This is a genomic window from Mycobacterium lentiflavum (assembly GCF_022374895.2).
GTDB lineage: Bacteria > Actinomycetota > Actinomycetes > Mycobacteriales > Mycobacteriaceae > Mycobacterium > Mycobacterium lentiflavum.
Genome location: NZ_CP092423.2, coordinates 1,959,804 through 1,971,106, shown reverse-complemented (window position 1 = coordinate 1,971,106; position 11,303 = coordinate 1,959,804). Strand labels below are relative to the sequence as shown.

The following is an 11,303-nucleotide window of genomic DNA, read 5'->3' as shown; positions in this document are numbered from 1 at the left end:
CAGCATCATTTGGATGCGGCGAGGCGGGCGACGACCTCGGGTCGACGCAACGGCGGGACCGTCTTGGGCGGCTGGCGCCGCGGCGGCAGCGACTCCAGCAAGCGCGTCGTCGTCTGCGTGACCTCGGCGACCGCGGCCTCGAACGCCTCGACGTTGGCGGCCGATGGGCGCGTGATGCCGCTGACTTTGCGCACATACTGACGCGCCGCCGCGGCTATCTCGTCAGCCGTGGCCGACGGCTGCAACCCGCGCAGTTCGGTGATGTTTCGGCACATCCCTCCACGATAGGCGCAGCGAGCGACCCTCTACGGTGATGCCATGAGCGACGACGACATCCTGCTGATCTCCACCGACGAGCGGGTGCGCACCCTGACCCTGAACCGGCCGCAGTCGCGCAATGCGCTGTCCGCGGCGCTGCGGGATCGGTTCTTCGGGGCGCTGACCGCGGCCGAAACCGATGACGACGTCGACGTCGTGATCCTCACCGGAGCCGATCCGGTGTTCTGCGCCGGGCTGGATCTCAAAGAGCTGGGCGATTCGACCGCACTGCCCGACATCTCGCCGCGATGGCCATCGATGACCAAGCCGGTGATCGGCGCGATCAACGGAGCCGCGGTCACCGGCGGGCTGGAGCTGGTGCTGTACTGCGACATCGTGATCGCGTCGGAGCAGGCCCGCTTCGCCGACACGCACGCCCGGGTGGGCCTGCTGCCGACCTGGGGCCTGTCCGTTCGGCTGCCCCAAAAGGTGGGCGTGGGTTTGGCCCGGCGGATGAGCATGACCGGCGACTACCTGTCCGCCGCCGACGCACTGCGCGCCGGCCTGGCCACCGAGGTGGTGCCACACGACCGGCTGCTGCCCACGGCACGCCAGGTGGCCGCGTCGATCGTCGGCAACAACCAGGACGCGGTGCGCGCATTGCTGGCCTCCTACCACCGCATCGACGAGTCGCAGACCAGCGCGGGCCTGTGGCTGGAAGCCATGGCGGCCAGGCAATTTCGCACCACCGGCGCCGATATCGCCGCCAACCGGGAGGCCGTGCTGCAACGCGGACGGGCTCAGGTGCGGTAGTGGCGGTATGCGCAATCATCGCGACGGCGTAATTGCCGGGCAAATGGAATTGACCCGCCTTCGATCCGGTGATCGCCCACAATTTCGCTTTATATGCCGTTGGCCTGTGCGGCGAAACTTTTGATCGCCAGGCGCCCCAATAGCCAATACGATCCCAACAAACGACCCGAAACAATTCGGCACTGCAGGAGGAATCGATGCGCATGATCGTCGACCTCACCACGCGGGTTCTCGGCGTCTCGGCCCTGGTCATCGCGTCGGCGATCGCGTCCGGACAGCACGCGGCCGCCCTGCCGCCGCCGCGATTTCCCAATCTCGACGGATTCACCGCGGTCCCGGCCGACGGATATGTCTCCACATCGTTGCCCGGAAACGCACCCCGGATAATCTTCTCGGCGCCGAACTCGGTGGTGTGTGACTTCTACGGCGGCCCGGCACCCGCGCCGCAACCCTCACAAGACATCAAGTGCAATGGCGAAGTGCCCGGAATAGACGACGTTCTCTTTCCCGGCGGCGGCCACCCGAGACCGGGCGACTGCGTGCAGGGCTCGGTCAATTTCAAGGGACCCGGCTACGAATTGAGCCGGATGACCTACGGCGGATGTGGCGGCAACCCGGCCGCATTGCCCTATGCCGGTAAGGCATTGGCCGCCGGGCAGAAATTGTCCTATCTCAACGTCACCTGCGCGGTGGGCGCTGACAACATGATCGCCTGTCTGGACACCACCAGCGGGGACCACGGATTCGTCCTGCAATCGGTGGGAAGCTGGGCGTTCTAGCCCAGCGCCGTCCGCAGCGAGGCCACCACCTCGTCGATCGAGCCGGAGGTCGAATAGCCGGCGGCGAGCCGGTGGCCACCGCCACCGAACACCGACGCAACGGCGGCTAAGTCCACCTCGGCCTTGGCCCGCATCGACACCGACCACTGTTGCGGGTCAACCTCTTTGAACACCGCGGCGACCTCGGCCTGCTGCGTGGTGCGCACAATGTCGACGATGCTCTCGACTTCCTCCGGACGTGAATTGGTCCAGTCCTGGTTGTCGACGACCGCATACACCAACCCACGCCCCTCGACCGCGTCCGGCACCAGTTGCGCCGAGCCGAGCACCCGCGACAACAGCGGCAGCCACACGAACGGGTGAGTGTCCATCAGCGTCCGGCTGATCTTGGCGTTGTCCACACCGAGCTCGACCAGCCGCGCGGCCAGCCGGAACGCGCGGGCACTGGCCCAGCGGAACGAGCCGGTGTCGGTGGTCAGCCCGGCGTAGATGCAGTGCGCGACGTCGCGGTCGATCGGCTTGCCCCAGGCGTCGAACAGTTCGGCCACCAACAGCGTCGTCGAATCCGCAGACGAGTCAACGTAATTCGCGGTACCGAACATCTCGTTGGAGGCATGGTGATCGATCACCAGCAGCGGCTGGTCCGGGGCGAACGCGTCGCCGAGCGCGCCGAGCCTCTTGCGGCTCGGAACATCCACCGTCACAACCAAATCGACGTCCCGGCGCATCGTGTCCGGGCTCACCAGCAGCTGGCACCCGGGCAGCGAACGCAGCGACTCCGGCAGCGTGGCCGGCGCGGCAAAGCTGACCTCGACGTGTTTGTCGCTTCGGTCGAGCACCGTGGCCAGTGCCAGCCCCGCGCCGATTGTGTCGGCGTCGGGATGGACGTGGCAAATCACCGCGATTGCCGTTGCCGCCGAAAGCAACTCGGCGGCACCGACCGCGTCTACCCGCGCCCCCGCGACCGGGGCGCGGTCCAGCTCAGTCTTCGGGTCGATGGTCGTCACCGCGGTCCTCAGCGTCCGCTGCCCCACTCTCACGGTAGGGATCGGCCTCCCCGGCCGGCTTGGCTCCCACCCGAACCCGCGCCACGTCGGCGTCGGCCGCACGGGCGCGCGCCAGCAGCTCATCCATCCGCGCCACGGTGTCGGTGGTGGTGTCCCGGCTGAACGTCAGCGTGGGAGTGAAGCGCACGCCGGTACCCGCACCGACCATGGTGCGCAACGTTCCCTTGGCCCGGTCCAGCGCGGCAGCGGCCCCCTCGTAGTCGGGCTCGTCGTCCAGCGTGGGTCCCAACACGGTGTAGAACACCGTCGCGTCGTGCAGGTCGGCGGTCACCTTGGTGTCGACGATCGTCACGCCATCCAGTCTCGGATCCTTGATCTCGAATTCGATCGCCGAGGCGACGATGGTGTTGATCCTCTTGGCCAGCCGGCGCGCCCGTGCCGGGTCCGCCATCAGGCGCGCTCCTTCTCGACGAGCTCGAAGGATTCGATGACGTCGCCTTCCTTGATGTCCGAATAGGTCAGCGTCATACCGCATTCGAAGCCCTCGCGAACCTCGGTCACGTCGTCCTTCTCGCGGCGCAGCGACGAGATCGTCAGGTTGTCGGCGACCACGATGTTGTCGCGCAACAACCGGGCCTTGGCGTTGCGCCGCACGATGCCGGAGGTGATCAGGCAGCCGGCGATGACACCGACCTTCGAGGACCGGAAGATCGCGCGGATCTCCGCGCGGCCCAGCTGGTTCTCCTCGAAGATCGGCTTGAGCATGCCGCGCAGGGCCTTCTCGATCTCGTCGATGGCCTGGTAGATCACCGAGTAGTAGCGGATGTCCACGCCTTCACGGTTGGCCAGCTCGGTCGCCTTGCCCTCGGCACGCACGTTGAAGCCGATGATCACCGCGTCCGAGGCCGACGCCAGGTTGACGTTGGTCTCGGTGATGCCACCGACGCCGCGGTCGATGACGCGCAGTTCCACCTCGTCGTCGATCTCGATTCCCATCAGGGCCTCTTCGAGCGCCTCGACGGTACCGGCGTTGTCGCCCTTGAGGATCAGGTTCAGCTGGCTGGTTTCCTTCAGCGCCGAGTCCAGGTCCTCCAGGCTGATCCGCTTGCGCGAACGCGCCGCGAGGGCGTTGCGCTTGCGGGCGCTGCGCCGGTCGGCGATCTGGCGGGCGATGCGGTCCTCGTCGACGACCAGCAGGTTGTCGCCGGCGCCGGGCACCGACGTGAAGCCGATGACCTGCACCGGCCGCGACGGCAGCGCCTCGTGGACGTCCTCGCCGTGCTCGTCGACCATCCGCCGAACGCGGCCGTAGGCGTCGCCGGCGACGATCGAGTCACCGACCCGCAGCGTGCCGCGCTGGATCAGCACGGTGGCAACGGGTCCGCGACCGCGGTCCAGGTGCGCCTCGATCGCCACACCCTGGGCTTCCATGTCGGGGTTGGCGCGCAGGTCCAAGGCGGCATCGGCGGTCAGCAGCACCGCTTCTTCCAGCGCCTCGATGTTGGTGCCCTGCTTGGCCGAGATGTCGACGAACATCGTGTCGCCACCGAAATCCTCTGCCACCAAACCGTATTCGGTGAGCTGGCCACGGATCTTGGCCGGGTCGGCGCCTTCCTTGTCAATCTTGTTGACCGCCACCACAATCGGCACGTCGGCCGCCTGCGCGTGGTTGATCGCCTCCACCGTCTGCGGCATCACGCCGTCGTCGGCGGCGACCACCAGGATCGCGATGTCGGTGGCCTTGGCACCACGGGCACGCATGGCGGTGAACGCCTCGTGACCCGGGGTGTCGATGAAGGTGATCAGCCGCTCGGTGCCCTCGAAGTCGACCGGAACCTGGTAGGCGCCGATGTGCTGGGTGATGCCACCGGCCTCACCCTCCCGGACGCTGGCGTTTCGAATGGTGTCCAGCAGTCGGGTTTTACCGTGGTCGACGTGACCCATGACGGTCACCACCGGCGGACGGGTCTGCAGATCGTCCTCGCCACCCTCGTCCTCGCCGTAGGTGAGGTCGAACGACTCCAGCAGCTCACGGTCTTCGTCCTCGGGACTGACCACCTGGACGACGTAGTTCATCTCGCTGCCCAGCAGCTCGAGTGTCTCGTCTCCGACCGACTGGGTCGCGGTGACCATCTCGCCGAGGTTGAACAGCGCCTGCACCAGCGAAGCCGGGTTGGCGTTGATCTTGTCGGCGAAGTCGCTCAGCGACGCGCCGCGGGCCAGCCGGATGGTCTCGCCGTTGCCGTGCGGCAACCGCACCCCACCGACGACCGGGGCCTGCATGTTCTCGTACTCGGCGCGCTTCGCCCGCTTCGACTTGCGGCCGCGCCGGGGCGCGCCACCGGGTCGGCCGAACGCACCGGCCGCACCACCGCGCTGGCCGGGACGGCCACCGCCGCCGGGGCCTCCGCCGCCGGGACGACCTTGGAAACCGCCGCCACCGCCGGGCGCGGCACCGACGCCACCGCCGCCGCCGCGGTAGTTGCCGCCGCCACCGCCGTCGCGGCCGCCGCCGGGACCACCGGGCCGGCCACCGCCGGGACGGGCGCCGCCACCGGGCCGCGGGCCACGGAACCCACCGCCGGTGCCACCGCTACCCCCACCGGGACGCGGCGGCATGCTGCCGGGCGACGCACCGCCGCCGGGGCGCGGTGCGCCGGGCCGGGGCGCACCCGGGCGCGGCGCCTGCGGACGCGGAATGGGCCGGTCGACGGGCTGCGCCGAGGAGAACGGGTTGTTGCCGACGCGCGGGGTACGGGCCGCCGGCTTCGGGATCGGGCCGGGCCGCGGGCCGGGCGTCGCACCGGGCGACGGCGGCTGCTGGCTGGGCGCCTGGCCGCCGGGCGACGGCGGTTTCGGCTGCCCGGGCGACGGCGCCGAGGGACGCGCGGGCGGCGGCGCGGGCCGTCGCGGCGCAGGCGTCGGCGCCGCGGACGTTTCGGTCCCCGAAGCCGGGGCAGCCGCCGGTGCGGGCTTGGCGGCCGGGGCAGCCGCTGTCTCAGCGGGCTTCGCCGGAGCAGCCGCCGCCGCACCGTTTCCGGAGGGCTTCTGAATCGCCCGGTCCAGTGCCTTGTCGAGCGAGCGGTCCGGGGCCTTCGGGGCGCTCTTGGCGCCGGCCGACGGCTTGCCGCCACCGAACGACTCGCGCAGCCGCCGCGCCACCGGCGCTTCTACGGTCGACGATGCGGATTTGACGAATTCGCCCTGTTCATTCAGTCGGGCGAGAACTTCCTTGCTGGTGACACCGAGTTCCTTAGCCAACTCGTGTACGCGGGCCTTACCTGCCACTACATCTCCTGTCTATGAGGCGACAGCAGCGGGCCGCGCCTCGGGTTTAGCTATGACGCATGGTCATCGGGACTTCACGGTGTGCTCATGTTCTTCGCTACCTGTTCTGTTGCCGGGTGAGTCGAGTACGTCTAAGTACTCGACCAACGCGGATGTGTCCGGTGGACGGTCGATGCGCAGCGCTTTGGTGAAAGCCCGCCGCCGGATCGCTTCGGCTGCACACCGCGGTACGGGATGCAGCCACGCACCCCGCCCCGGCAGGCGAGTCGCCGTGTCAACGATTACGGCGTATGCGCCGTTCCCGTTGGACACCGCCACCACGCGGAGCAATTGGACGGCCAACTCTCGCTTCCGGCACCCGACACACGTTCGCACGGGTCCGCCCGTGTGTGTGCGCGCCGAGGCCGAAGGCTCGCGCTGGATCACGGCTCAGTCTAGCGTCACGGAACCGATGGTCAGAACCACCCGCAACCGCACCGTAACCTGCGCGCCCGATCGTTAGTGATCGTGGGCCATCGGTTGGCTGGCGCCGTGTTCCGGCTGATCTTCCGACGGCCCCGCGGAAGCGGCGGGGGAATCGCCGCGGATGTCGATACGCCATCCCGTGAGCCGGGCGGCCAACCGCGCGTTCTGCCCTTCCTTGCCGATGGCGAGGGACAACTGGAAGTCGGGCACCACCACGCGGGCGGCGCGGGCGGTCTGGTCGATCACCGACACCGACACCACCTTGGCCGGCGACAACGCGTTGGCGACGAACCGGGCCGGGTCCTCGTCGTAGTCGATGATGTCGATCTTCTCCCCAGACAGCTCGCTCATCACGTTGCGTACCCGCTGCCCCATCGGACCGATGCACGCGCCCTTGGCGTTCAGGCCGGGCACCCGGGACGCGACCGCGATCTTGGAGCGGTGGCCCGCCTCGCGCGCCACGGCCACGATCTCCACCGAGCCGTCGGCGATCTCGGGCACCTCCAGCGAGAACAACTTACGGACCAGATTGGGGTGGGTGCGCGACAACGTGATCAGCGGCTCGCGCGAACCCCGCGTCACGCCGACCACGTAGCAGCGCACCCGGTTGCCGTGCTCGTAGCTTTCGCCGGGGACCTGTTCGGCCGCCGGGATGACGCCCTCGGAGGCCTTGGTTTCGCTGCCCATCCGCACGACGACCAGACCACGGGCGTTCGCCCGGCTGTCACGCTGAATCACGCCGGCGACGATCTCGCCCTCGCGGGTGGAGAACTCGCCGTAGGTGCGCTCGTTCTCGGCGTCGCGGAAGCGCTGCAGCATCACCTGGCGCGCCGTGGTAGCCGCGATGCGCCCGAAACCCTCTGGGGTGTCGTCCCATTCACTGATGACGTTGCCGTCCTCGTCGACCTCGCGGGCCATCACCTTCACGACGCCGGTCTTGCGGTCGATCTCGATCCGCGCATCGTTCTGGTGGCCCTGGGTGTGCCGGTAGGCGGTCAGCAACGCCGACTTGATCGTCTCGAGCAGTTCGTTGACCGAGATCCCCCGGTCCACCTCGATCGCGTGCAACGCGCCCATGTCGATATTCATGCTCCGGCCTCCGTCCTGTCGGCCTCACCGACACCCGCCAAATCCAGCTCGGCTTGTGATGGCGACGAAAACTCAACCTGGACAACCGCTTTCGCGATCTCGGCGAGCGGGATCTCGCGCACCGCCCAGTCGCGGCCGTCGCGGACCACCAGCGCCACCGCGTCCGCGCGGCTCTGTCCCACCCGGCCGGTCAATTGCGATCCGTCCGCCAGCTCCAGCTCGACCTTGCGGCCACGCGCGCGGCGGAAGTGTTTCTCGTTGGTGAGTGGACGGTCCACACCGGGCGAGGAGACCTCGAGCACATAGCTGTCGCCGATGCCGTCCAGCCCGTCCAGCAAAGCCGATGCCGACCGTGACAGGGTCGCGACGGTGTCCAAGTCCAGAGCGGTGTCGCCGTCGGCAATCACCGTAATTCGGGGCGGGCGCACCCGGGCATCGATGACCACGTCTTCGATTTCATAGCCGGCGCGCGCGAACTCTCCACCGAGTAGCTCGATCACCTGCGTCTGCGACGGTAGCCCGGTGGTCACGGCGAGCTCCTCATCTTGAGTTGTCCGGTCATCTGGCTGATGTCGCCGCCCACTCGTCTTCGGACGGCTCCGGCGTCCCGATGGAACCGCTGCGGGTTCCGCGAGAACCGGCTACCAACGATACGCCAGGAATCGCGTATCACGAGGTGATCGCGTAGGTCGAGGTCCTGGCGGAATGCCCGGCCGTCGCCCAATGGCAGGATGTTGGGCGTGCCTAGCGCTGTACCCGTCACCAGCAGGCGGGGTGTGCTCGCCGGGGGTGCCGCGCTTGCTGCGCTCGGGGTGGTCGTATCCGCCTGCGGTGAGTCCCCGCCGAAACCCCCGGCGGTCGAACAATTGTTGGGTCCGTTAGACCAGGCCAGACACGACAGCGCGCTCGCCGGTGCCGCCGCCGCGGCCGTCGGCGTCGCGCCGCAGATCGCGGCCGCGCTGTCGGTGGTGGCCAACCAGCGCGCCGCGCACGCCCGCGCACTGTCCACCGAGATCGCCCGGGCGGCCGGCAAGCTCAGCGCCTCCACCAGCGAGACCACCGGCGCCGGCCCGAGTCCGGCCGCGCCGGCGGGGCCACCGCCGCCGCCACCCCCGGTGTCCGACGTGATCAATGCGCTGAAGTCCTCGGCCGACAACGCCGCCCGGCTGGTGTCGGCCGAGTCCGGCTACCGGGCCGGGCTGCTCGCGTCGATCGCCGCGTCGTGCACGGCGTCCTACCTGGTTGCGCTGGTGCCCGGAGGGCCGTCGATATGACCTCGGGCAAAGACGCCGACAACCAGGCGCTGTGCGACGCGCTGGCCGTCGAGCACTCGACGATCTACGGCTACGGCATCGTGTCCGCGCTCTCGCCACCCAGCGTCAACAACCTGGTGGTGGAGGCGCTGCTGCAACACCGCCAGCGTCGCGACGACGTGATCGCCATGCTGGCCGCCCGCAAGGTCACCCCGCCATCCGCCGCCGCGGGCTATCAGCTGCCGCTGCTGGTGGGCAGTCCGGCCGACGCGGCTCGCCTGGCGGTGCGGATGGAAAACGACGGCGCGACGGCGTGGCGCGCGGTCACCGAGCACGCGGAGACCGCCGACGACCGTGCGTTCGCCTCGACGGCCCTGACCCAGAGCGCGGTGCTGAGCGCCCGATGGAGCCGCATCCTGGGCGCCTGGCCGATCACGAGCAGTTTCCCGGGCGGCAACGAATAACCGTGGCGATCGCGAGCGCGGCGGGTCGCCACCACAGGACCGCTAGCCGGTGACCGCGTTGACGATGTTGGTGGCCAGCGAGACCCCGGCCGCCAGTTCGCGCGCCTGCCCGCCGAATCGATCGCGCAGCTCCACGACGCCGTTGGCCCAACCCCGCCCGACCACGACGATCCAGGGCATCCCGAGCAGCTCGGCGTCTTTGAACTTGACCCCGGGCGAGGCGGTGCGATCGTCCAGCAACACCTCGAGGCCCAGCCGGCTCAGGTCGGCAGCCAGCGTCGTGGCGCCTTGGCGGGCCTCGGCATCTTTGTTGGCGATCACCAGGTGCACGTCGAACGGCGCGATCGACGCCGGCCAGCGCAGGCCCAGCTCGTCGTGCTGCTGCTCGGCGACGACGGCGACCAGCCGCGACACCCCGATGCCGTAGGAGCCCATCGTCAGTCGCACCGGCTTGCCGTCCTCGCCGAGCACGTCGGCCGCGAACGCGTCGGTGTATTTGCGGCCCAGCTGGAAGATGTGCCCGATCTCGATGCCGCGCGCCATGATCAGCGGGCCGGCACCGTCGGGAGACGGGTCGCCTTCGCGCACTTCGGCGGCCTCGATGGTGCCGTCGGCGGTGAAGTCGCGGCCGGCCACCAGCCCGACCACATGGCGGCCCGGCTCGTCGGCCCCGGTGATCCAGCTGGTGCCGTCCACCACCCGCGGGTCGACGAGATAACGAACCTCGTTGTCCCGCAATGCCTTCGGACCGATATAGCCTTTCACCAGGAACGGGTACTTGGCGAAATCCGCGTCGCCGAGCAATTCGTATTCGGCCGGCTCCAGCGCGGCGCCCAGCCGTTTGTCGTCGACTTCCCGGTCGCCGGGCACCCCGATGGCCAGCAGCTCCCACTCCCCGCCCGGCTGACGGACCTTGACCAGAACGTTCTTCAGCGTGTCGGCCGCGGTGACGGTGCGGCCCAGACCGGCGCCGTTGGCCCATTGGACCAGCGTGGCGATGGTGGGGGTATCGCCGGTGTCGTGCACTTGCGCCGGGGGCTGACCGCCGACGGGCAGCGCCTCGGGACGGGCGGTGAGCACCGCTTCGACATTGGCGGCATATCCGGATTCCACGCAGCGGACGAAGGTGTCCTCACCGATCGGGCTCTCGGCCAGGAACTCCTCCGACGCGCTGCCGCCCATCGCGCCCGACACCGCCGACACGATCACGTAGCGAACCTGCAACCGGTCGAAGATGCGCTGGTAGGCCTCTCGGTGCGCGTGGTAGGCCGCCTCGAGCCCGGCGGCGTCGATGTCGAAGGAGTAAGAGTCCTTCATCACGAATTCTCTGGCGCGCAGGATGCCGGCCCGCGGCCGCGCCTCGTCGCGGTACTTGATCTGAATTTGGTACAGCGTCAGCGGGAAATCCTTGTAGGAGCTGTACTCGCCCTTGACGGCCAGGGTGAAGAACTCTTCGTGCGTGGGAGCGAGCATGTAGTCGTTCCCGCGACGATCCTGCACCCGGAACACCCCGTCGCCGTATTCGGTCCAGCGATTCGTCGTCTCATACGGCCCGCGCGGGAGCAGACCGGGGAACAGAATCTCCTGCCCGCCAATCGCATTCATCTCCTCGCGGACAACGCGTTCGATATTGCGCAGCACCCGCAGCCCCAACGGCAGCCAGCTGTACAGCCCGGGGGCAACCTGCCGGATGTATCCGGCCCGCACCAGCAGTTTGTGGCTGGGCACTTCGGCGTCGGCGGGGTCGTCGCGCAGCGTGCGCAGGAACAGCTCGGACATCCGGGTGATCACAGCGGGCCAGCCTAGCGTGGCTGGCCGTTCGACGAACGTCACGCCGGAGCAACGCCAGCACGCCGCCGCCACTCTGGTGTGACGCTCGCTGGAAGA

At 69.0% G+C, this 11,303-nt stretch carries 12 protein-coding genes; 4 read left to right on the top strand and 8 right to left on the bottom strand.

The features are described 5' to 3' along the window. Positions 1-5 precede the first annotated feature (5 nt). A complete protein-coding gene (locus tag MJO58_RS09415) occupies positions 6-275 on the bottom strand; it encodes a DUF2277 domain-containing protein (protein ID WP_239722673.1) in 270 nt (89 codons plus the stop codon). Between the two features lie 43 nt (positions 276-318). Here MJO58_RS09415 and MJO58_RS09410 point away from each other — a divergent pair, with 43 nt between their 5' ends. Beyond that, entirely contained in the window at positions 319-1,071 is a 753-nt protein-coding gene (locus tag MJO58_RS09410) for an enoyl-CoA hydratase (RefSeq protein ID WP_239722672.1), read from the top strand. Between the two features lie 197 nt (positions 1,072-1,268). After that, positions 1,269-1,850, top strand: a complete 582-nt coding sequence (locus MJO58_RS09405) for a hypothetical protein (RefSeq protein ID WP_239722671.1) — start codon at positions 1,269-1,271, stop codon at positions 1,848-1,850. Here MJO58_RS09405 and MJO58_RS09400 read toward each other — a convergent pair. The 6 genes from MJO58_RS09400 to rimP all read right to left on the bottom strand — a co-directional run bounded on the left by MJO58_RS09400 (position 1,847) and on the right by rimP (position 8,229). Continuing rightward, positions 1,847-2,857: a DHH family phosphoesterase gene (locus MJO58_RS09400; RefSeq protein WP_239722670.1), complete on the bottom strand. Its 1,011-nt coding sequence runs from the start codon at positions 2,855-2,857 to the stop codon at positions 1,847-1,849. The genes MJO58_RS09405 and MJO58_RS09400 overlap by 4 nt on opposite strands. Then, the gene (rbfA, locus tag MJO58_RS09395) at positions 2,832-3,308 is read right to left on the bottom strand and encodes a 30S ribosome-binding factor RbfA (protein WP_090601236.1); all 477 of its coding nucleotides are present in this window, start codon (positions 3,306-3,308) and stop codon (positions 2,832-2,834) included. Before rbfA ends, MJO58_RS09400 begins: the two co-directional genes overlap by 26 nt. Next, positions 3,308-6,145, bottom strand: coding sequence for a translation initiation factor IF-2 (gene infB, locus MJO58_RS09390; protein ID WP_239722669.1), 2,838 nt, complete (start codon positions 6,143-6,145; stop codon positions 3,308-3,310). The genes rbfA and infB overlap by 1 nt, the downstream gene beginning before the upstream one ends. A 63-nt stretch (positions 6,146-6,208) precedes the next feature. Then, a complete protein-coding gene (locus tag MJO58_RS09385) occupies positions 6,209-6,457 on the bottom strand; it encodes a YlxR family protein (RefSeq protein ID WP_420845417.1) in 249 nt (82 codons plus the stop codon). A gap of 186 nt (positions 6,458-6,643) precedes the next feature. Further along, complete coding sequence (gene nusA, locus MJO58_RS09380) at positions 6,644-7,699, bottom strand: transcription termination factor NusA (protein ID WP_239722668.1); 1,056 nt, start codon at positions 7,697-7,699, stop codon at positions 6,644-6,646. Beyond that, positions 7,696-8,229, bottom strand: a complete 534-nt coding sequence (gene rimP, locus MJO58_RS09375; RefSeq protein WP_090601233.1) for a ribosome maturation factor RimP — start codon at positions 8,227-8,229, stop codon at positions 7,696-7,698. Before rimP ends, nusA begins: the two co-directional genes overlap by 4 nt. Before the next feature lie 201 nt (positions 8,230-8,430). Between rimP and MJO58_RS09370 the strand changes: the two genes are divergently transcribed. Both MJO58_RS09370 and MJO58_RS09365 read left to right on the top strand, forming a co-directional pair. After that, entirely contained in the window at positions 8,431-8,973 is a 543-nt protein-coding gene (locus MJO58_RS09370; protein WP_217493115.1) for a hypothetical protein, read from the top strand. Beyond that, positions 8,970-9,416 (top strand): ferritin-like domain-containing protein, encoded by a 447-nt coding sequence (locus MJO58_RS09365; RefSeq protein WP_090601232.1) that lies wholly within the window; start codon positions 8,970-8,972, stop codon positions 9,414-9,416. Before MJO58_RS09370 ends, MJO58_RS09365 begins: the two co-directional genes overlap by 4 nt. Positions 9,417-9,458: 42 nt before the next feature. On the opposite strand, the gene MJO58_RS09360 is transcribed toward MJO58_RS09365, so the two are convergent. Then, on the bottom strand, positions 9,459-11,207 hold the full coding sequence (locus tag MJO58_RS09360) for a proline--tRNA ligase (RefSeq protein ID WP_239722667.1): 1,749 nt from the start codon (positions 11,205-11,207) through the stop codon (positions 9,459-9,461). Positions 11,208-11,303: the final 96 nt, after the last annotated feature.

Bases quoted from the DNA above. Each gene is read 5' to 3' on its own strand.
- MJO58_RS09415 (WP_239722673.1), bottom strand. From the start codon at position 275: ATGTGCCGAAACATCACCGAACTGCGCGGGTTGCAGCCGTCGGCCACG.
- MJO58_RS09410 (WP_239722672.1), top strand. From the start codon at position 319: ATGAGCGACGACGACATCCTGCTGATCTCCACCGACGAGCGGGTGCGC.
- MJO58_RS09405 (WP_239722671.1), top strand. From the start codon at position 1,269: ATGCGCATGATCGTCGACCTCACCACGCGGGTTCTCGGCGTCTCGGCC.
- rbfA (WP_090601236.1), bottom strand. From the start codon at position 3,308: ATGGCGGACCCGGCACGGGCGCGCCGGCTGGCCAAGAGGATCAACACC.
- nusA (WP_239722668.1), bottom strand. From the start codon at position 7,699: ATGAATATCGACATGGGCGCGTTGCACGCGATCGAGGTGGACCGGGGG.
- MJO58_RS09370 (WP_217493115.1), top strand. From the start codon at position 8,431: ATGTTGGGCGTGCCTAGCGCTGTACCCGTCACCAGCAGGCGGGGTGTG.
- MJO58_RS09365 (WP_090601232.1), top strand. From the start codon at position 8,970: ATGACCTCGGGCAAAGACGCCGACAACCAGGCGCTGTGCGACGCGCTG.